At 51.5% G+C, this 20,039-nt stretch carries 18 protein-coding genes; 16 read left to right on the forward strand and 2 right to left on the reverse strand.

The window, feature by feature from the left end:
- Positions 1–561 (forward strand): hypothetical protein, encoded by a 561-nt coding sequence (locus tag D888_RS0106190; RefSeq protein ID WP_020675678.1) that lies wholly within the window; start codon positions 1–3, stop codon positions 559–561.
- Between the two features lie 35 nt (positions 562–596).
- On the opposite strand, the gene D888_RS0106195 is transcribed toward D888_RS0106190, so the two are convergent.
- Entirely contained in the window at positions 597–2,084 is a 1,488-nt protein-coding gene (locus D888_RS0106195; protein ID WP_020675679.1) for a sensor domain-containing diguanylate cyclase, read from the reverse strand.
- A gap of 347 nt (positions 2,085–2,431) precedes the next feature.
- Between D888_RS0106195 and D888_RS0106200 the strand changes: the two genes are divergently transcribed.
- The gene (locus D888_RS0106200; protein WP_020675680.1) at positions 2,432–3,343 is read left to right on the forward strand and encodes a patatin-like phospholipase family protein; all 912 of its coding nucleotides are present in this window, start codon (positions 2,432–2,434) and stop codon (positions 3,341–3,343) included.
- Positions 3,344–3,348: 5 nt separating this feature from the next.
- On the opposite strand, the gene D888_RS0106205 is transcribed toward D888_RS0106200, so the two are convergent.
- Entirely contained in the window at positions 3,349–4,002 is a 654-nt protein-coding gene (locus D888_RS0106205) for a YceH family protein (protein ID WP_020675681.1), read from the reverse strand.
- 252 nt (positions 4,003–4,254) lie between these two features.
- Here D888_RS0106205 and lysS point away from each other — a divergent pair, with 252 nt between their 5' ends.
- The 14 genes from lysS to waaF all read left to right on the forward strand — a co-directional run bounded on the left by lysS (position 4,255) and on the right by waaF (position 20,039).
- On the forward strand, positions 4,255–5,736 hold the full coding sequence (gene lysS / locus D888_RS0106210; RefSeq protein WP_020675682.1) for a lysine--tRNA ligase: 1,482 nt from the start codon (positions 4,255–4,257) through the stop codon (positions 5,734–5,736).
- A 19-nt stretch (positions 5,737–5,755) separates the two neighbouring features.
- Positions 5,756–7,006 (forward strand): lipoprotein-releasing ABC transporter permease subunit, encoded by a 1,251-nt coding sequence (locus D888_RS0106215; protein WP_020675683.1) that lies wholly within the window; start codon positions 5,756–5,758, stop codon positions 7,004–7,006.
- 8 nt (positions 7,007–7,014) lie between these two features.
- The gene (locus tag D888_RS0106220; RefSeq protein ID WP_020675684.1) at positions 7,015–7,692 is read left to right on the forward strand and encodes an ABC transporter ATP-binding protein; all 678 of its coding nucleotides are present in this window, start codon (positions 7,015–7,017) and stop codon (positions 7,690–7,692) included.
- A gap of 72 nt (positions 7,693–7,764) precedes the next feature.
- Positions 7,765–10,008 carry an outer membrane protein assembly factor BamA gene (gene bamA, locus D888_RS0106225; protein WP_020675685.1) on the forward strand — a complete coding sequence of 748 codons (2,244 nt, stop codon included), beginning with the start codon at positions 7,765–7,767 and terminating at the stop codon, positions 10,006–10,008.
- Between the two features lie 25 nt (positions 10,009–10,033).
- A complete protein-coding gene (locus D888_RS0106230) occupies positions 10,034–10,537 on the forward strand; it encodes an OmpH/Skp family outer membrane protein (RefSeq protein ID WP_020675686.1) in 504 nt (167 codons plus the stop codon).
- Positions 10,538–10,551: 14 nt separating this feature from the next.
- Complete coding sequence (lpxD, locus tag D888_RS0106235) at positions 10,552–11,589, forward strand: UDP-3-O-(3-hydroxymyristoyl)glucosamine N-acyltransferase (protein WP_020675687.1); 1,038 nt, start codon at positions 10,552–10,554, stop codon at positions 11,587–11,589.
- The gene (fabZ, locus tag D888_RS0106240; RefSeq protein WP_020675688.1) at positions 11,586–12,023 is read left to right on the forward strand and encodes a 3-hydroxyacyl-ACP dehydratase FabZ; all 438 of its coding nucleotides are present in this window, start codon (positions 11,586–11,588) and stop codon (positions 12,021–12,023) included. The genes lpxD and fabZ overlap by 4 nt, the downstream gene beginning before the upstream one ends.
- 21 nt (positions 12,024–12,044) lie before the next feature.
- Positions 12,045–12,815 (forward strand): acyl-ACP--UDP-N-acetylglucosamine O-acyltransferase, encoded by a 771-nt coding sequence (lpxA, locus tag D888_RS0106245; protein ID WP_020675689.1) that lies wholly within the window; start codon positions 12,045–12,047, stop codon positions 12,813–12,815.
- Between the two features lie 77 nt (positions 12,816–12,892).
- Positions 12,893–14,056 carry a lipid-A-disaccharide synthase gene (gene lpxB / locus D888_RS24535; protein WP_020675690.1) on the forward strand — a complete coding sequence of 388 codons (1,164 nt, stop codon included), beginning with the start codon at positions 12,893–12,895 and terminating at the stop codon, positions 14,054–14,056.
- Between the two features lies 1 nt (position 14,057).
- Positions 14,058–15,809, forward strand: a complete 1,752-nt coding sequence (gene msbA / locus D888_RS0106255; RefSeq protein WP_020675691.1) for a lipid A export permease/ATP-binding protein MsbA — start codon at positions 14,058–14,060, stop codon at positions 15,807–15,809.
- Entirely contained in the window at positions 15,800–16,465 is a 666-nt protein-coding gene (locus tag D888_RS0106260; RefSeq protein WP_020675692.1) for a lysophospholipid acyltransferase family protein, read from the forward strand. Before msbA ends, D888_RS0106260 begins: the two co-directional genes overlap by 10 nt.
- The gene (locus tag D888_RS0106265; protein ID WP_020675693.1) at positions 16,449–17,759 is read left to right on the forward strand and encodes a 3-deoxy-D-manno-octulosonic acid transferase; all 1,311 of its coding nucleotides are present in this window, start codon (positions 16,449–16,451) and stop codon (positions 17,757–17,759) included. The genes D888_RS0106260 and D888_RS0106265 overlap by 17 nt, the downstream gene beginning before the upstream one ends.
- Complete coding sequence (lpxK, locus tag D888_RS20875; protein WP_020675694.1) at positions 17,734–18,984, forward strand: tetraacyldisaccharide 4'-kinase; 1,251 nt, start codon at positions 17,734–17,736, stop codon at positions 18,982–18,984. Before D888_RS0106265 ends, lpxK begins: the two co-directional genes overlap by 26 nt.
- A 5-nt stretch (positions 18,985–18,989) precedes the next feature.
- The gene (gene waaF, locus D888_RS0106275) at positions 18,990–20,039 is read left to right on the forward strand and encodes a lipopolysaccharide heptosyltransferase II (protein WP_051092406.1); all 1,050 of its coding nucleotides are present in this window, start codon (positions 18,990–18,992) and stop codon (positions 20,037–20,039) included.

Below are 20,039 nucleotides of genomic sequence, written 5' to 3' on the forward strand. Positions count from 1 at the left end.
ATGAAAGCTGAAAGACCATACAAAAGAAAGTTGTTGAATTTTTCCGTCAATCGCAGCATGCAGTTACGCATGATTTGTTGGATCAGCGGGATTGTGTTTGTCTGTTTGTTACTGAGCAGTGCGATTTATTTTCAATTCGCCAATCAGGAGATTGAAGCCTCTTTCAAGATGTTTCATGTTAAGGCGCGAAACTTTCTGGATATGCTTTTGCCGGTTGTTGGTATCTCCTTCGGCACCAGCTTGGTTTGCGGTGTTATTGCCAGCCTGTTTTTTCCGAAACATTATGCGGGTGCCTTGTATCGCATCGAAGAGGATTTGAATTCTATCGTCGAGACGTCTGACCTGAGACTGCGAATTATTTTGCGTGACGGAGATCAGGCTGGGCCTTTGGCTAACCAGGTTAATGTCCTACTGGCTGATTTGCAGACTCGGATGGCGGTTGCACAGCAGGCTCTTGAAAAACTGGAGGAGATATGTGCCCAGAATGTGGGGTTGGATCCGGCAGACTTACGCTTAATTTGTCACCAGCTGCAACAACAGATCGGGACGCTGAAAACTTGAAAGTGGGCTCGGCAGGATCAACCTGAGGGCCGCGGTCAAGATAGTCGAGAAAACCAGATACTTTGGTTCAGGTTGTCTTCATCCCGGATGTTACTTGGAAGCCATTTTACGTTATTGCGGCCAGTCCCTTTAGCTTCCTGCAACGCAGATTTGACACGCAGTAAGGCCCCGTTAATATCCATTTCATCAACGCCCAATTGAGTAACTCCCAGACTGGCCGTGATATGGAATTTCACCTGTGGTTGATCGTAAACATGGCTTGACAGGGTTTCACGAATTTTCTCTGCGAGTTTGATTGCTCCTTCAAGCTCAGTCGCGGGCAGAATAAGCAGGAATGCTTCTCCCTCGAAGCGACTGACAATATCTGTCTCACGACATGCCTGTAGCAGCAAGCCTCCCAGGGCTGAGAGGGCCTCGTCTCCGCTTGCGTCTCCGTAATCCTCATTGATTCTTGAGAAATGATCCAGATCAAGCATGATCAGTGACAAAGTTGAGCTGTGTCGTTGAGCCCTCTTGATTTCTGTCTTTGCTTGTTCCATGGCGTAACGCCGGTTTGACAGGCCGGTCAGTGCATCTGTTATAGAAAGAAGTTCAAGCTTTTTGATGCTTTCGGTTTGGCGCCGTTGTAATTTTGCGGTCCGGTAGGTTAAAAACAGGATTGTCAGGCTGATAAACACTCCCAGCAAACCGTGGTTCCAAGCATCTTTTTGCCAGTTTGTAAACGTGGTATTTTCCGTTTTTGCGATACTTATCACGAGCGGATACCCGGTCAGTTTATGAATTGTCATGAAGATAGTTTTGCCGCCCGGGCTGTCGAGGTGGACACCATCAGGTGGGATCTTGCCGTTTCGCAAAAGGGTGGCTATCTGATCGATGCGTCTGAAACGCATAACCTCATGTTCGGGAATCCGGGTGTAGATGTCTCCTTGGGGAGAAAAAATTGTGAGTTGGCTGTCAGCACGGGTGAAAAGTTTTTCGTATTGCCGGGCAAAAAAATTGACATCGATGATGGCTACAATGACCATGTTGAGATTGCCGTTGTCGTCGTGAAAACCTCGGCTGACACCAAAAATTTTTTGATTCTGATTTATGACGGAAGGTTGCGGCCGGCCAATGTACAGACCGTCAACAGCATGTGTTTTATGAAAAAGAAAATAGTCCCGTTGACTGAGATCAGGTTTCTGTAAATTGTTGTTCCAGTGCAGTATCTGACCCTTATTGTCGAGGACAATCAGGCTTGTCAGATACGGGTTGTTTTGCAGGAGTCCATCAATAACCCTTCTTATTGCAGGGGCGTCGACAGTGGTGTTGGCATAGGCTTCTATGGTGTTTCTCAGGCCGAAAAGCATCTGATCCAAGCCAGAGAAGGAGTGCACCAGATCCCTTTCTACCGAATCGGCCAGGGCGTTTGTGGTGGCATGGGACTGTTCAAGGGCGATGTTTCTTTGCAGTCGGACATCGTAGCCGATAAACAGGAGCGTCAGAATAATCCCGAGTATTCCGAAAATCCAGATTTTTCTCATCTGTGTCTGCCTTGGCTGGAAATGCTGTTGTAAGTTGACAGTTCGGATTATTAAATCAAAATTCTACAGGAGGATTTTTTTAAATTTCATGTAAATTAGCGTAAGTTTAGGTCTTATTCAATAACCCAATAATTAGAATCGGGCCTCCATCGAGGGACTAAGTCCTGATTTTAATTTAGGGACATCCACTTATCTTCATCATTTGAGGCACAATACCTAAACTTTCCTCCTGCCGTATAATGAAAGGGTGTATTACATAATTAAACGTGGGGGTGTATTTTGAACTTTTTCTCCTGCTCTTGTGGCGCTGGCCGATTTTAACTAATTGATGCGGAGGGACCCTGCTGATGGGCTGGTTCGATAAAAAACGACTCGGGTTGGCTTTGGGTGGCGGTGCGGCGCGCGGGATGGCGCACATCGGTGTACTTCAGGCCTTCGAAGAGGCGAAAATCCCGGTTGATGTAGTGACTGGAACCAGTATGGGGGCGATCATCGGGGGGATGTATGCGTCGCGACCCGAGGTTGAACCCTTGAGAAAAAAGTTCGAAGCCTACTTGAAGAGTGAGGTCTTTCGTCGGTCGCGACTCGATTTTGCGGTAGAGCGGGATCAGCTGAATGGTGGCGGTCTGTTCTTCCGGTTCTCACAGCTGGCGCGTCAAAAAATATTTTACATGCTTTCGTTAACCACTTTGGCGTTTGTTTCCCAGGAGACGACGAATCAGAGTTTTGCCTTTTTGCTCCCCGACATCGATATTGAGATGATGTCCCTTCCTTTTGCGACCAGCGCCCTTGATTTACATAGTTGCCGCGAAGTAGTGTTGCAGCGCGGTTCTCTGCGTCAGGCTGTAGCAGCGACCTGCGCCTTGCCTGGAGTTCTGCCGCCGGTGGAATTAAACAGTCAACTGCTGGTGGACGGCGGCTGGATCAATGCGGTGCCGATCATCCCTGCCCGAGACCTTGGCGCCGACCTGGTGATCGCGGTCGATGTCGGTTGCCATCTGGGTGAACTGGATACAGTCAGTAGTGGGCTGGAGGTTGTCTTCAGGGCTGATGCCGCTGCGCGCAACGCATTATCTGAACTGCAGCTGACTCAGGCAGATCTGGTGATCCGTCCGGACGTCGGGGATAACCACTGGGCCGATTTTAGTCGGACGGATTGGCTGATAAGAAAAGGATATGAGGCCGCCAATGAACAGATGCCGCAGATTCGCGCCTTGGTGAATAGTCGATCTTTTATCGAATCCCTGGGGTGGTCCTAATTTTTTTATTCGAACTGCTGCCGAAAAAGCTCAAAGGTTGCTTTTAATTCTGCGATCTCGCGCTTGAGTTCGCTTACTTCAGTCTCAAGGTTTTCAATCCGCTCATTGCCGGCGCGGGCGTTAAGAATCGCCGTGGTTGGCGTCGTTCCGACATCTTTAAGGTCCGGTTCTCCGGACAGCAGATGTGCGTAACGGGACTCTTTGCGGCCGGTTTGACGTGGGAGTTTGGTCACCAGGGTCTCCTCCAGTTCCATCAATACCGTCAGAATCTCCTCGACCTGCTCCATCGAATCGAGTGGACGCATGCGACTGGCGCGTTGCCGTAGTTCGCCGCCGGTTTGGGGCCCGCGCAGCAGCAGTTCGGCGAGGACGGCCATTTCGGCATCCTGTAGCCGATACTTACCATAAAGGTTATGGCAGAACTTGGCTGCCCGACCACCCTCGACTGACTGAATCGCCAGCCCTAGCGGGCGCAAACTTTCCAGTGCTTCTGCCACGATTGTTTCATCGAAAACAACGACCGGGGAGCGGTTCGATTTTTGATTGCAGGCGTTGACCAGAGCGTTCAGGGTCATGGGGTAATACTCGGGTGTCGCCAGTTCTTTTTCGACCAGGCAGCCGAGAACGCGGGTTTCTGCCGGGGTTAAATCACGAGTCACAAAAGTCTCTCCCTTGAAATGAGTGGAGGTGATTAGCGCAGGTCCATTCTAGTTGATTTGACTAAAAAATGCCGCAGAAGTTTTTGCTCCATAACGGTTTACCCTGTGGGAGCGCGTTTGAGCGGCTTTTGATATGAGTCTGTCTGCCCCGTTTTATGATGCCTTCCCGTGGGCATTCTTCCTTGACGAAACCTTGTGGCAAGGGGTATCGTTCGGCACTTCAGCCTAATGTGCACAGGATAGAGAGTCGATATGGAAGAGTTGAACGATTTACTACGGCAACGCCGTGAAAAAGTTGAAAGTTTTCGGGCTGCGGGGGTGAATCCCTTTGCCAATAATTTTGTGCCCAGCCATCAGGCGGCCGAGGTGGCCGAACTGCATGTTGATAGCGATGCGGAACTGTTGCAGGATTTTCTGGAGACCTATGCCATCGCGGGGCGCATTATGGCGCGGCGTGATTTTGGAAAGGCGGCATTTATCCAGTTGCAGGATGGCAGTGGCCGGATGCAGGTTTATGTTGCGCTTGATCAGGTGGGAGAGGAGTCTTTCGGGCACTTCCGCAAGTTTGATATCGGAGATATTGTCGGGATCGTCGGGGTGCCGTTCCGGACCAAGACCAATGAACTCTCGCTGCGCGCCTCCCGGATTCAGCTGCTGACCAAGTCGTTGTTGCCCCTGCCAGAAAAATGGCACGGCTTGACTGATGTTGAAACGCGCTACCGTCAGCGTTATCTCGACCTGATCTCCAACGTTGAGGTTAAGGAGCTGTTTCACAAGCGCAGCCGTATTGTCAGCCTGATCCGTCAACACATGATCGATAACGGTTATCTTGAGGTCGAGACGCCGATGATGCATCCGGTCGCCGGTGGTGCCACGGCGCGCCCCTTCACGACCCATCACAATACGCTGGATATGGATCTTTTCTTGCGCATTGCACCGGAACTTTATCTTAAACGGCTGGTGGTCGGTGGCTTTGACCGGGTGTTCGAGATCAATCGTAACTTTCGCAATGAGGGGATCTCGATTCAACACAATCCCGAATTCACCATGATGGAATTTTACCGCGCTTATGCAACCTATCATGATCTGATGGATTATACCGAAGAACTTATCTGCAGTGTTGCGAGTGATATTTGCGGCGGATTGAAGATCAGCTACGGTGGCAAAGAGGTCGATCTGACTCCGCCCTGGGACCGACTGACCTTGAAGGAGTCGATCGTCAAATACGGCGAGGTTGAAATGGCCGTGACCGATGACATCGCTAAGCTGCGCGACTATGCCGAGAGCCTCGGCCTCGAACCGGATAAAAATATGGGCCATGGCAAGCTGTTAGCTGAGGTCTTTGATGTTGTGGTTGAGCCGAAGTTGTGGCAACCGACCTTTATCACTGAATATCCGACCGAAATTTCACCGCTTTCACGAAAAAATGATGAGAATCCCGAGGTGGTTGACCGTTTTGAACTCTTCATGGTCGGCCGTGAACTGGCAAATGCCTTTTCCGAGTTGAACGATCCGATCGATCAGAAGGAGCGTTTTGTCAAGCAGCTCGAGGAGAAGGCCGCCGGTGATGACGAGGCCCATGCCATGGACGCCGATTATATCCGTGCCCTCGAATATGGCCTGCCGCCGACGGCGGGTGAGGGGATCGGTATCGATCGTCTGGTCATGTTGTTGACCGATGCCTCTTCAATTCGCGACGTGATCCTCTTCCCCCAACTCAAGTCTGTCGACTGACAGGAACGGTCCTCTTATCGTGTCCTTCGAATGGTTTGTCAGCCTGCGTTATCTGCGGGCCAAGCGCAAGCAGACCTTTATTTCGGTCATCTCCTTCATTTCGATCTTCGGTGTGATGCTGGGGGTGGCGGCCTTGATTCTGGTGCTCGCAGTGATGACCGGTTTTACCAACGGGGTTCGGCAGCAGATCCTCGGCAATGTGCCGCATGTGCTGGTTCAGCGCTTTGGTGAGGGGATTCGCGATCACCAGAAGCTGGAGGCGGCCGCACGCAAGCTGCCGCAGGTGGTTTCCGTTACCCCGTTTGTCTCACGTGAGGCGATGCTGCTCTCCCACGGCAATGTCGCCGCGGTCAGCGTTAAGGGGGTTGAACGCGAGCACAAGGTTTTTAAACAGGATCTGCTCCAGATAAAAGACGTCAATCCCATCGATGGCGTCTTTGGTGCGAACCTGAAACGCCCCGGCATCATTATTGGCCTCGACACGGCAACGACGCTCGGGGTGGCTGTCGGTGACAGTATCAATGTGATCCCGCCGCTCTTCAACATTACCCCGTTCGGGATGATCCCCAAAATGAAGCCGTTTCGGATTGTCGGCATCTTTGAAAAGCCGAGCAGTCTGATCGACAGCTTTTACGCCTACATTAATATTGAAACGGCTCAGCAGTTTTTTGAATCGACCGGTGAAGTCACCGGCATTGAAATTGAGGTGCAGCGGTTCGATCAGGCCCCACAGGTTTCGGGGGAGTTGAGTCGTCAGTTTCCTTTCCCCTACATCATCCGTCCCTGGCAGAGTCTTTACGGTTCCTTCCTGAGTGCTCTCAAGCTCGAAAAGCTCGGTCTGTTTATTGTGCTGGCGATTATCGTTCTGGTTGCGGCGTTCAATATTGCGACCACGCTGATCATGGTGGTGATGGAGAAAAACCGTGACATCGCCATATTGCGTGCCATGGGTGCGACGGCGAGCAGTATTATGAAAATTTTCGTTTTCGAGGGGGCGATCATCGGAGTTCTGGGGACCTCGCTCGGTACTCTTTTCGGTGTGGGGCTGGCTCATTACGCCGACGCGATTATCAAGTGGCTCGAGTCGGAATTTGGGATCCGGATTTTCGATCAGGCAGTTTACGGCATGGAACATTTTCCTTCAGAGCTGGTCTTGTCTGACGTGATTTCCGTGGTCGTGGTTGCGCTGGCAATTTCTCTGGCAGCGACCATTTACCCCGCATGGCGGGCTTCGCGTATGGACCCCGCCGAAGCCTTGCGCTATGAGTAGGACTGTTCATGATCCGAATCTCTAATGTTAATAAGTATTTTAATATTGTTGGCGGTCAGTTGCATGTCCTGCGCGACATCGACCTGAAGATTGATGTCGGACAGCGGATTGCTATTGTCGGGACTTCAGGTGCGGGCAAGACGACCTTGATGCATATCATGGGGGGGCTTGATCGTCCGACAGATGGAGAGGTTTTGTTCGAGGAACGAAACCTGTTTGCCCTGAAGGGGGCAGCACTCGATGCTTTTCGTAATCAAACCATCGGTTTTGTGTTTCAGTTCCATCAACTGCTGCCCGAATTTACCGCTCTGGAAAATGTGATGATGCCGCTGCTGATTTCTGGCCAGTCCCGCTCTCAGGCGCGGGGGACTGCAGCTGATGTTCTCGCAGAAACCGGGCTCGGGAAACGGTTGGAACATAAGCCCGGAGCTCTTTCTGGCGGCGAACAGCAGCGAGTGGCGATTGCACGCGCCCTGATTCAGAAGCCAAGGCTGTTGCTGGCAGATGAGCCGACCGGCAATCTTGATCGCCGCACCTCTGATGAAATTTTTGTTCTGCTTGAGAAATTGCATTGCAGCCATAACCTGACCATGGTGATCGTGACCCATAATGATCAACTCGCGGCCAGGATGGACCGGGTGGTGCGCATCGAAGATGGTCGGTTAGTCGCTGATGATCTGAATTAATTTGTGCTCCCTCTTTCAAATCCCTATAATCGCGACTTTATGATCATTTAATACAAAGGGAATCTAGATCTGATGCTACGTAGAATTTTTATAACCTGTTTGACCCTGTTTTTTCTGGTCCCTTTGGCCCATGCGGATAGCCTCAAATTTTCCAATATCCGATTGGAAGGGAATGACCGGGTGGAGGGATCTTCGGTCCGGGCGGTATTGACGGTGAAACCCGGTCAGGATGTTTCCCTTGAAGATATCGATCGCGACCTTCGGGCGATCTTCAGTTTGGGGAAGTTTGATGACGTCACTGCGGACGTACGTGAAGAAGGTGGCGCCAAGGTTTTGGTTTTCATTGTTCACGAACGGCCACTTGTCAGGGAATTTCGCTTTGTCGGTTTAAAAAAGTTGACCGAGGAGAAATTGCGGCCTCTTGTCACAATGCGTGTTCCCGGGATCTATGATCCCGTCAAAATTAAGCAGAGTGTCGCGGCAATTGAAAAGCTGTATCACACCGAAGGTTATTATGCGGTAAAGGTCACTCCTGAGCTGAAAACAGATAAGCGGAATGAAAGTGTCCTGACGTTTAATATCTCCGAGGGGACTAAAGTTCTGATTGATCAAATCGTATTTGAAGGGAATCATGTTGTAACGAGTAAAGAGCTTAAAAATGCTATGATGACGAAAAAACGCTGGATCTGGTCCTGGATTACGGATCGTGGCACATATAAAGCCGAACAGATTCCGTATGATATAGATTTGATGACATCCCTCTACTATGATCGCGGATATATGGATGTGAAGATAAAACAGCCTCAGATCAGCATGGTCGATGGCGGGAAACACATGAAGTTGCTGTTTGAAATTGAGGAAGGTCCACAATATCGGGCAGGGAGTGTCAGCCTGGTCGGTGACCTTATTAAGCCCCGCAAAGAGCTTGAACCTCTGATAACCCTCAAGGAGGGAGATGTTTTTAGTCGCACCGAGTTGCGCAATTCTGTCCTTGCTTTGACCGATTTGTATGCGGACCAGGGTTACGCCAATGTGAACGTTGTTCCCTTAACTAATAAGGATACTGAGGAGAAGAAGATAAGTCTCAAGTTCAAAATCGAAAAGGGGGCGTTGATCCATATCGAAAAGATCAATATCAGTGGCAACACCATTACGCGGGACAAGGTCTTGCGCCGGGAACTCTCTCTGGTTGAGGGGGATCTTTATAGTGCAACGAAAATCAAAACCAGTCGTAGCCGGCTTAAAAATCTCGGATATTTCGAAGATATTAATGTTTCTACTTCGCCGGGAAGCCGGAGTGACACCGATGATTTGAATGTTGCAGTCACGGAAAAACCGACAGGCAGTTTTTCCATCGGCGCGGGTTACTCATCTGTCGATCACCTGATCGCTCAGGGCTCAATATCGCAGGCCAACTTTTTAGGGTATGGCCTGAAACTTAATGCCTCAGCCACGCTGGGGGGGTCTTCACAGCTCTATAGTGTCGGCGTGACCGATCCCTACTTTCTGGATACGCATTGGACCGCAGGGTTTGATTTGTACAAATCGGAGCGCGACTGGACCGACTTCTCACAAAAAGCGACCGGTGGCGCCCTCAAAATTGGCCATCCCCTGGGGCAATATTCCCAGGGTCTTCTAACCTATCGTTATGAAGAGAAAGAAATCTACGGTGTTGCCAGTTATGTCACCGATCCCTCAATACTTGATCAAGTCGGGCTGTCAACTCTTTCGTCTCTGACCGGCACTCTGACCCGCAATACAACGGATTATCGTTTAGATCCATCTCGTGGCGGGGTCTCGGCCTTTACCGCAGAATATGCCGGTCTGGGCGGGACTGACAAGTTTGCCAAGTTTGATCTCAGCCATCGGCAGTTTTTCCCACTGTTCTGGAAAACGGTACTCTCGCTTAATGGAGATATCGGTTATGTCTTGAAAACGACCGGCGCCGAGATTCCTGTCAGTGAAAAATTCTTCCTCGGGGGGTTACGGTCAATTCGGGGCTTCAGGACCCGCGAAGTCGGCCCTACGGACTCTGGCGGGACCTTTATCGGAGGTGAAAAATCGGCCTATTTTAATCTCGAATTTCTCTTCCCCCTCAACGAAGAATACAAGGTTAAAGGCGTACTCTTTGCCGACAGTGGCAACGCCTGGAAGGAGAGTCAGAATTACTTTTCGGATATGCGTTACAGCGCCGGGTATGGAATCCGCTGGTTGAGCCCATTGGGGCCGTTGCGCTTCGAATGGGGCTATAACCTATCCCCAAGAGGGACTGAAAAGAGCTCAGTCTTTGAATTCAGTATCGGTTCGTTCTTTTAATCAACTTTGCTTACGGAGAAAGAAAATGAAAAAAATTGTTTTGGCGGCCATCCTTTTGTTTGTTGCCTCGACCACTTTTGCTGCCGGCGGAGTTGGTTTTATCGATTTACAGAAGGCTTTGAACCTGAGCAATGCCGGAGTTAAAGCCAAGGCAGATATTGGGCAACAGGTAAAAAAATACGAAGCCAAGGTCACAGCCGAACAGGACGCTCTCAAGGAGATGAAAAGCGAACTCGATAAGCAGTCCGTTTTGCTGTCCGACGAAGCGCGCTCCAAAAAAGAACGCGAATTTCAACAGCGGGCCAAGGAATTTCAACGGTTCACTAAAGACATTCAGGATGAGTTGAAACAAAAAGACGCAGATTTTACCAAACGCATTATTGACCAAATTCTTAAGGTGACGCGTAAACTTGGCAAAGAAAAAGGTTATGTCATTGTTCTTGAAAAGAGCGAAAGTTCACTTGTCTATGGGGATTCTTCCGTTGATCTGACGGATGATGTGATCAAGGCTTATAACGCAAGCAACTAGACGGATTTTTGCAGATGGCGACACTTGATCAACTCGCAAGATTAGTCGGCGCGCAGGTTGTTGGCGATGGTCGGATCGAAATATCCAGAATCCGCACAATTGACCAGGCGGGTACTGGTGATCTGACGTTTCTGACCAATCCGAAGTATTTGCCTTATCTGGAAAAGTGTCAGGCCTCGGCAGTTATTATGGCGCCTGGAACCGAAGCTCCAGGCAAGAATCTGCTGGTCTGTCCAAACCCTTATCTGGCCTTCGCCAAAATTCTTACTGAATTGCGTGGTGAGGCCTACCCGTATGTCGGGATTTTACCGGGAGCGGTTGTTGCGCCCTCGGCGAAAATAGGACAGAACGTCAGTATTTACCCGGGGTGCGTGGTTGGAGATAATGTCGTCATCGGCGATAATTGCATGATTTTCCCGAATGTGGTGATTTATGCCGATGTCCGGATCGGGAGTGATTGTTTGATTCATGCCGGGTGTCTGATCCGTGAGCAGACCCAGATCGGCAATCGGGTCATCCTGCAACCGGGCGCTATCCTCGGCTCTGATGGTTTTGGTTTTGCTCCTGATGGCGAAGCCTACTTCAAAATTCCGCAAGTCGGGATCGTGGTGCTTGAGGATGATGTTGAACTCGGTTCCTGCTGCTGCATCGACCGCGCGGCACTTGGCGAAACACGGATTAAAAAAGGCTGCAAAATCGATAATATGGTGCATGTCGCGCACAATGTTGAAATCGGTGGTGATTCGGTTATCGCCGCCCAGACCGGTATTGCAGGCAGCAGTCGTATCGGTCGGCATGCGACCTTTGGCGGACAGTCGGCCGTAAGCGGGCATGTCACTCTCGGCGACAATATTACCCTCGCCGGCAAGGGTGGGGCAGCGCAAAATCTGGACGGGAACCAGATTTATTCAGGAACCCCGGCCATCCCCCATAAACAATGGTTGAAATCTTCTCTTGTATTCGGGCGGTTGCCTGAAATGCGTCGTGAAATATCCGCTCTGCAGAAACGTTTGCTGGAGCTTGAAGATCAAATCAAGGAGCTGAACAGATGATTAGTCTCGATACGATGGATATCCTGAATCTCCTGCCTCACCGTTATCCATTTTTGTTAATTGATCGACTAGAAGAAGTGGAAGAGGGAATCAAATGTGTGGGGTTCAAAAATGTGACAATTAATGAGCCTTTTTTCCAGGGACATTTCCCTGGTCATCCCATTATGCCTGGGGTGTTAATTCTCGAAGCGATGGCCCAGGTTGGTGGGGCCTATATCGCGGCAACCAGCAAGGCAGAAAAAGAGCAGGTGACCTACTTTGTGGGTATCAATAACGCGCGATTCCGTAGGCCGGTAAGGCCAGGGGATCAACTGCGTATGGAAGTCGAATTTATCTCAACCCGACGCGGGATCCACGTTTTTTTCGGTAAAGCTTATGTCGGGGAAAGTTTGGTTGCCGAAGCTGAATTGAAAGCCACTTTTGTCGATAAGTAATGTTTTTAGACAGGACTATAAATGATTCATCCGACCGCTATTATTGCCCCGGGTGCCAAGCTTGCCGCCGATGTTTGTGTTGGACCCTACGCCGTTATTGGTGAACACGTCAGTATTGGTTCAGGAACCACGGTTGGGCCCCATTCGGTGATAGAGGGGCGCACAACGATCGGGATAGACAATCAGATATTCCAGTTTGCTTCGATCGGTGCCGTGCCGCAAGATTTGAAATTCCATGGTGAGCAAACGACGCTGATCATTGGTGATCGTAACAAAATCCGAGAGTTCACAACTCTCCACCTTGGAACCGAGGATGGAGGGGCGGTGACACGGGTCGGTGATGACAACCTGTTTATGGCCTATTCCCATGTTGCTCATGACTGCCTGGTTGGAAATCATGTCATCCTGGCGAATTGTGCAACCCTGGCGGGTCATGTCGTGGTGGATGATTATGCGATTATGGGAGGCCTGTCAGCTGTTCACCAGTTTACCCGGGTCGGTGCCCATGTTATGGCGAGTGGCGGTTCGATGATCGCGCAGGATGTCCCCCCCTATACCATTGTTCAGGGAGACCGCGCCAAGGTAGTGGGGTTGAATCTTGTTGGGTTAAAACGACGCGGTTTTCCTGCTGCGGTTTTAAAGTCGATCAAGCAGGCATATAAACTCGTCTTTCGCTCCGGGATGAAGCTTGATGAGGCGATCGCGGAGATTGAGCGGACCCTCGATGTTTCAGCCGAACTGGATCTGTTTACCCATTTTCTTAAAAAAAGTGAACGTGGTCTGGCCCGTTAGCCACAGATAGCAGACTAAACTGCTTTGGCGAAAACGGCATTGTCCCGTTTTCGCCTTCTGCATTTAAAGGGCTGGTAATGCACAAGGACGTAAACCCACTGAAAAAAGTCATGATTGTCGCGGGTGAATCCTCAGGAGATTTGCACGGTGGAAATCTGATTCAGGCCGCCAAAGAGCAGGGTTTTGGTCTAAGTTTTTACGGGGTTGGCGGTCGCAGAATGCGTGAGGCGGGGTGTCGCATCCTTTTCCCCGCGGAAGATCTGGCGGTGATGGGGCTGGTTGAGGTTGTTGGGCATCTGCCAACGATTCGTAATCGTTTTAAGCGTCTGGAGGCCCAGTTACGCGGGGCTGAAAAACCTGATCTCCTGCTGTTGATCGATTATCCAGGCTTTAATCTGCGACTGGCGAAGGTCGCGCGCGAAGTCGGGGTACCGGTACTCTATTACATCGCGCCCAAGGTGTGGGCCTGGAAAAAGGGTCGCATTAAAACCATCGGTGAACGTGTTAACCAGCTCGCTCTTATCTTCCCCTTTGAACCGCCGCTTTACGCCAATCAACCCCTTAATGCAACCTATGTCGGGAATCCGCTTCTCGATGAATTTGACCGGGCGCAGCCAATTACTGATCTGCGACAGCGGTTGAATGTGTCTCCCAGCGTTCCGTTGATTGGCCTTTTCCCGGGGAGCCGGAAGAGCGAGCTTAAATTTTGTTTTGCAACTCTGATCGAGACGGCGCATCAAATTCTGCAGCAGAAACCTGAGGCCCGTTTTGTGCTGCCGGTTGCACCATCCCTCGATCTGAATGAAATCAAAAAACTGCTGGCGGGAACTGATTTACCTATTGAGTTGAGTCAGGAATCGATTTACGCCATTGCTTCGGCGTGCAACGCGGTCCTTTGTGTTTCGGGAACAGTCACATTGCAAACGGCCTTATGTCGGACACCGATGGTGGTGATTTACAAGGCCGCGTTCATAAGCTACCTTGTTGGCAGTCTGCTGGTGAAGATCCCCTACTTCAGCCTGGTCAATATTGTCGCCGAGCGGGGAGTGGTTCGCGAATTTCTTCAATATCAAGCGAATGCCGAGAATTTGACGGCTGAACTTCTGCGTTTGCTCGATGATCAGGAATACCGAGAGCAGATCATTCAAGGGCTCGAGATGGTGTGTTACAAGTTGGGGCAACCCGGGACCTCTAAGCGGGTTGCGCGGATGGCTGCCGATATCTGTTTCAGGAAAGAATAACGTGAAATACAGGAAAGATCAGATTTTCAAAAGACTTCTCAGCTTCGCGGCACCCTATAAGGGGCGGATTATCCTGTCAATGATCGCGTCAGCAGGGGTCGCTGCCTCTGACGGGGTAATTGCCAAGCTGGTCGAACCATTTATCGATCGGATCGTCATTGCCCAGGATTACCAACTCGCCAAAATGGTGCCGATGTTCGCCGTCGGACTGGCGGTGTTCAAAGGGGCCTCTCGCTACGTTCAGGAATACTTTATCAGTACCGCTGGACAGATGGCGATTCAGGATATCCGAAATGCCCTCTTTGGCCAGAGCATGGACCTGTCAATGCGTTATTACACTGGGAACGCTTCTGGTTCATTGATGTCGAAAATACTTAATGATGTCAACTTGATGCAATCTGTCCTCTCTAATGTCGTGGTTTCGGGCATCCGTGAAACTCTGACCCTCGTCGGCTTGGCTGGCGTTGCGTTTTACACCGATTGGCGCATGGCGCTCATGTCCTTTGTGGTGATCCCGGCGGCGGCAGTTCCCGCTTCAATCATCGGGCATAAGATCAAGAAATTTTCCCGGCACGGACAGGGGGCAATGGGGGATCTAACCACGGCACTCGAACAGGCTTTTTCCGGGATCAAGGTTGTTAAGGCTTTTGCGACGGAAGATCGGGAAAAGAAGAAGTTTTTCGGGCAAAACCGGGCTTATTACCGTTTTATCCGTAAGACCATCAAGTATGGTGCCCTCTCTTCACCGGTAATGGAAATTTTAACCGCTACCGGAATCGCGGCGGTGCTCTGGTACGGTTTAAGCCGCGTTCTGGCCGGGGAGATGACCCAGGGACAGCTCTTTTCGGTTCTAGCAGCTATTCTGCTGATGTATACCCCCTTGAAACGCCTGACCAAGGTGAATAATACCGTTCAGCAGGCCATGGGAGGTGCAGAGCGGGTGTTTGAAGTTCTTGATGAAAAAATCGAGATAGTTGAAGCCCCTAATGCGCTGACCTTGAAAAGCTGTCGTGGTGAAGTTTGCTTCGATAATGTCAGCTTCTCCTATGATGCTGAGCCGGTAGTCCAGCATCTGGATCTGAGCGTCTCACCAGGTGAAGTCGTTGCGCTGGTTGGGCCGAGTGGCGCTGGAAAGAGTACTATTGCGGGGCTGATTAGTCGTTTTTATGACCCTACAGAAGGACGGATTTTGATTGATGGCGAGGATATCAAGATGCTCAGCATCCGTTCTCTGCATGAAAATCTGGCACTGGTCGATCAGGAGACTTTTCTGTTTAACGCTACAATCAGTGAGAACATCAGTTACGGCTCGGATGATGCGACAGAAGATGAGATTCTGGCTGCAGCTCAAAAAGCCTTCGCCGACGAGTTTATCTGTCTGATGCCCGAGGGTTATCAGACGCTTATTGGCGACCGCGGGGTACGTCTCTCCGGTGGGCAACGGCAGCGCCTGTGCATTGCCCGTGCAATTCTGCGAAATGCCCCGATCCTGTTGCTTGATGAGGCTACCAGCGCCCTCGATACAGAGAGCGAAGCTATGGTTCAACGGGCGCTTTCTAATTTGATGCGTGAGCGTACCACCTTTGTGATTGCTCATCGGTTATCGACCATCAAGCATGCCGATCGGATTCTGGTGCTGGAGCAGGGCGTCCTTAAGGAGAGCGGCTCACATCAGCAACTGATGGAGTTGGACGGTCTTTATCGACGCCTCCACGATATGCAGTTCAATGATGCGGCTCCTTTATGCGTCTAGGTGACCGACTCCTGGTCTGGTTTGCGCCGCCACTTGCGGTGGTGATTATTCGCCTGCTGCATCTCACACTACGTTGCCAGGTGCTCGGGCAGGAGCGTTTGACTCAGCAATGGGAAAAGGGGCAGAACGTGATTCTCTCCTTCTGGCATGATCAGTTACTGATGATGGCCCTCGGGTATCCGGGGAAAAAATCCAGAATTTTGATCAGTGCTTCCAAAGACGGTGAACTGATCGCACGAGTCATGCGTTTTTTCGGGCAGGATGCCGTGCGTGGATCCTCGAACCGGGGCGGTCGCGAAGCGTTTAAGCACCTGCTTAAGATCGCCAGCGAGCCCACCGACCTGGTCATCACTCCGGATGGACCCAAAGGGCCGCGCCACCAGATCAAGGATGGCGTGGTGCAACTGGCACGCTTGACCGGTCGACCAGTGATTCCGATGTCTTTTGTCGCAAGCAGGGGACATCGCTTTGCTTCCTGGGATCGCTTTCTGCTCCCCTATCCTCTGGCGCGGGGTGTTTACTCCTTTGGTGAGCCGGTTTTCTATGTGCGTGGCGAGACGACAGAGGTTTTTCGGGGACGCATCGAACAGGCGATGAAAGTGAACCAGCGTACGGCGGAAGAAGGCCTGGAGGCTAAAGGTGAGACTGCTGTATGACATATTAACTGTGATGGTCGCTCTTGTTCTGCTGCCTTATGGAATTTTAAAGGGATTACCCTACGGGTTGGCGGTTCGAGGGACGCTGGAGCGTTTTGCTCATTATCCGCGTTCCGTCAAAAAACTCTTGCGTGAGAAACGAGTTATTCTGATCCATGCCGTGTCGGTCGGCGAAGTCCTTGCGGCGGTCCCTCTGATTCGTAAGTTGAAGAGTGAACATCCACAACATTTTTTGGTTCTCTCCACCACCACCTTTACCGGACGACATGTTGCAGCGCAGATTGAGGAGATCGGCCTGCTGGTTTTTTTTCCCCTCGACCTCGGCCTGATTATGCGAAGGTTTATGCGGCGCTTGCACCCGGAACTCGTGCTGATCGTCGAGACCGAGCTCTGGCCTAATTTCTTACGCTTGATCAGGCGGCGTAATATCCCATTGCTGCTCGTGAACGGCCGGATCTCAAAACGCTCTTTTTCGCGCTATCGCCGCGTTCGGTTTTTGGTTCGTCCTATGTTGAAGGCCTTCACGGCGTTCTGCATGCAGGATAATATTTGTGCGCGCCGGATTAAAGCCCTGGGGGCTGCAGAGAAGCGTGTGCTGGTTACGGGAAACGTCAAGTTTGATGTCGCAAGCAATTTGAGTGAACATGCAGCGGCACCCGAATTACAAAAGATTCTTGCGCCCGGTGGATATGTCTGGGTGGGTGGTTCGACGCGTACCGGTGAAAATGAGATCCTTCTAGACTGTCATCGTCAGCTTCTGGAGCGCGGGATTCCCAGTTTTTTGGTTCTGGCCCCCCGGCATCCACGACGGTTCGATGCTGTTGCCGATCTCCTGAACAAATCAAATGTTGCTTTTGTCCGTCGCTCCGAATGGCTTTTATCTCCCCCGCCCCTCGGCTATTCTGTCCTGCTTCTCGATACCATGGGAGAACTTGATCAGGTCTACGAACTCGCCGAGGTGGTCTTTGTCGGTGGGAGTCTCGTTCCCCTGGGGGGGCACAACCTGCTCGAACCCGCCCGAAGCGGCAAGCCAGTACTTCACGGTCCGCACATGGCAAACTTTATGGAAATTGCCAAGCTCCTTAAAGAGGCCGGGGCATCGCAACGGGTTGATAATCCGGAAGATCTTTTACTGCAGCTTGAACTGTTGTATGCAGACCCCGCCTTGCGCACTAAAATGGGGAGCAACGGGCGAATGATGATTGAAAAAAATGCCGGTGCCACACTCAAGACCCTGGAGCAGATTCGCCCCTTATTGCGGAGTCCGGATGAACAAGCTGGAAAATCTGCATAGTCGTTTGACCGGCCAGGGCCCTGAAGGGATTTTTGAACAGGGTTTGTTCTATCTTCTGCGCATACTTGCCAGGATTTATGTGCTGGTCGTTTGGTTAAGAGGGCTGACGTTCAACCTGGGTCTGCGCAAAATATATCATAGTCGCCTGCCGGTCATCGCGGTCGGTAACCTGGCAGTTGGCGGAACCGGAAAAACCCCGATGGTGGATCTGTTGATCCGTTATCTGCAGCGCCAGGGGTTGCGGGTCGCCGTTGTCAGTCGCGGATATCGGGGAAAATATGCTGGTGGCGCAGGAATTGTTTCTCTCGGGGAGGGTCTTTTGCTCTCGGCTGAAGAAGCAGGGGATGAGCCTTGTCTGCTGGCTCATCGCAATCCCAAGGCGATCGTGCTGGTTGCAGCCAGACGGAAGCTTGCCCTTGAATACATTGATCTCCATGAATGTGCCGACCTGATTATTCTTGATGATGCCTTTCAGCATCGACAGGTTGCACGGGACTTGAACCTTGTCCTGCTTGACGCAAAACAACCCTTCGGCAACCAATTCCTGCTCCCTGCCGGAATCTTGCGGGAGCGGCAGTCGGCGCTTGCACGCGCGGATTTGATCTGTCTGACTGGCGCTGAAGGTGAATATTCGATCCCCCTTGCGAACAAACCTGTGATGCGGATGCGTTCAACCCTCTCGGATATCGCTCGTTCGCTCACCGGTGAAACGCAAACACTAAAAGCATTTTCCGGGATGAAAGTCGTTGCCTTTGCCGGGATTGGCAGACCTGAAAGATTTTTTTCAGCACTTGGACAGGCAGGCATCTCAACCCTGGCTGAACTCGCTTTAGGTGACCATGTTCTTTATGACCAGCAATTGCTTGAGCGGATTAATGCTTCGGCAATTGATGCTGAAATTCTTCTGACAACCGAAAAAGACGCCGTTAAGCTGGTTGCGGATAATTTCGATCTTCCCTGCTATGCGGTCGGACTGGAAGTTTATCTTGACCCGGGTCACACCCTTTATGACCAACTGGACCTATTGCTGCAAAAGGACAAAACCATGCCCCTTTCCGCTGAATTGCTCGAAATCCTCGCCTGTCCTAAGTGCAAGGGGCAGGTGACTCTTCAATCCGTCGACGCTTCGGAAGTTATTGCCTGTGCTGTCTGCCGACTTGCTTACCCGGTGCGCGACGGCATTCCGGTCATGCTGATCGATGAGGCGATTGCGCTGGAGGATTAATGCCGATGGCTCGTCTTGAACCCCTCGCGGGGAACCCGTGCATCCGTAAAATTATGGTGCGTGTCACCAATTGGGTCGGGGACGCGGTCATGGGGACCGTCGAGATGATGGCCTTGCGCAGCAGTTTTCCTGACGCCGAAATTGTGATCGTAGCTAACCCGCTGGTTGCTGAGCTCTTCAGCGACCATCCCGCTTGCGACAGGGTGTTGATTCACGATCGCAAGGGACTCCACCGGGGGGTCTTTGGCCACATGAAGATGGTTTTGGCGCTGCGGCGCGAGCAGTTTGATCTTGCAGTTCTGTTGCAGAAGGCCGCGGGAGCCGCTCTTCTTGCGTTTCTGGCGAGAATTCCGCGGCGCATGGGTTTTTCCAGCGATGGACGTAAGTTGTTGATGACACATACAATTCCTTTTGATCGTGAGATCTGGGCTATGCACCGGGTGCAGCAGTATCGGGCACTCTTTGCCGCCTTCGGGATTGACGGAGGTGATGGCCGCCTCTGTCTTGGTGTTACGCCAGGCGAGCAGGGATGGGCAGAGGGGCAGTTAGGGGGGGGCAACTGGCTGGCCATAAATCCGGGCGCGGCTTTCGGTTCGGCAAAGCGTTGGGTTCCTGAGCGTTTTGCCGCGGTCGCAGATCGACTGTGCCAGCAGTATGGCTTTTCGGTGGTGCTGACCGGAGGGCCGGCGGAAATCGAAATCGGGTTGGCGATTGAGCAGGCGATGAGCCATAAACCGCAGAACCTGATCGCTAAAACCAGCGTCCGCCAGCTTGTTGCGGTTATCGATCGCTGTGGTTTGATGGTCAGTAATGATTCCGGCCCGATGCATGTCGCTGCGGCACTTGGTACGCCAGTGGTTGCCATCTTTGGGCCGACCGACCACACCAAAACCCACCCCTGGTGTGACCATTATCGTGTTGTCAGACATCCCGTCGATTGTGCACCCTGTATGCTCAAGGTTTGTCCCATCGATCACCCCTGTATGGAGGGAGTTACGACGGAGATGGTGGTCGAGGCGGCTTGCGCTCTGCTTGATGTCGAGCGCGGGCAGTGA

Source organism: Geopsychrobacter electrodiphilus DSM 16401 (genome assembly GCF_000384395.1).
Lineage (GTDB): Bacteria > Desulfobacterota > Desulfuromonadia > Desulfuromonadales > Geopsychrobacteraceae > Geopsychrobacter > Geopsychrobacter electrodiphilus.

Coding starts and splice junctions, on each gene's coding strand:
- D888_RS0106190 (WP_020675678.1), top strand. CDS start 1: ATGAAAGCTGAAAGACCATACAAAAGAAAGTTGTTGAATTTTTCCGTC.
- D888_RS0106195 (WP_020675679.1), bottom strand. CDS start 2,084: ATGAGAAAAATCTGGATTTTCGGAATACTCGGGATTATTCTGACGCTC.
- D888_RS0106200 (WP_020675680.1), top strand. CDS start 2,432: ATGGGCTGGTTCGATAAAAAACGACTCGGGTTGGCTTTGGGTGGCGGT.
- lysS (WP_020675682.1), top strand. CDS start 4,255: ATGGAAGAGTTGAACGATTTACTACGGCAACGCCGTGAAAAAGTTGAA.
- D888_RS0106220 (WP_020675684.1), top strand. CDS start 7,015: ATGATCCGAATCTCTAATGTTAATAAGTATTTTAATATTGTTGGCGGT.
- bamA (WP_020675685.1), top strand. CDS start 7,765: ATGCTACGTAGAATTTTTATAACCTGTTTGACCCTGTTTTTTCTGGTC.
- D888_RS0106230 (WP_020675686.1), top strand. CDS start 10,034: ATGAAAAAAATTGTTTTGGCGGCCATCCTTTTGTTTGTTGCCTCGACC.
- lpxD (WP_020675687.1), top strand. CDS start 10,552: ATGGCGACACTTGATCAACTCGCAAGATTAGTCGGCGCGCAGGTTGTT.
- fabZ (WP_020675688.1), top strand. CDS start 11,586: ATGATTAGTCTCGATACGATGGATATCCTGAATCTCCTGCCTCACCGT.
- lpxA (WP_020675689.1), top strand. CDS start 12,045: ATGATTCATCCGACCGCTATTATTGCCCCGGGTGCCAAGCTTGCCGCC.
- lpxB (WP_020675690.1), top strand. CDS start 12,893: ATGCACAAGGACGTAAACCCACTGAAAAAAGTCATGATTGTCGCGGGT.
- D888_RS0106260 (WP_020675692.1), top strand. CDS start 15,800: ATGCGTCTAGGTGACCGACTCCTGGTCTGGTTTGCGCCGCCACTTGCG.
- lpxK (WP_020675694.1), top strand. CDS start 17,734: ATGAACAAGCTGGAAAATCTGCATAGTCGTTTGACCGGCCAGGGCCCT.
- waaF (WP_051092406.1), top strand. CDS start 18,990: ATGGCTCGTCTTGAACCCCTCGCGGGGAACCCGTGCATCCGTAAAATT.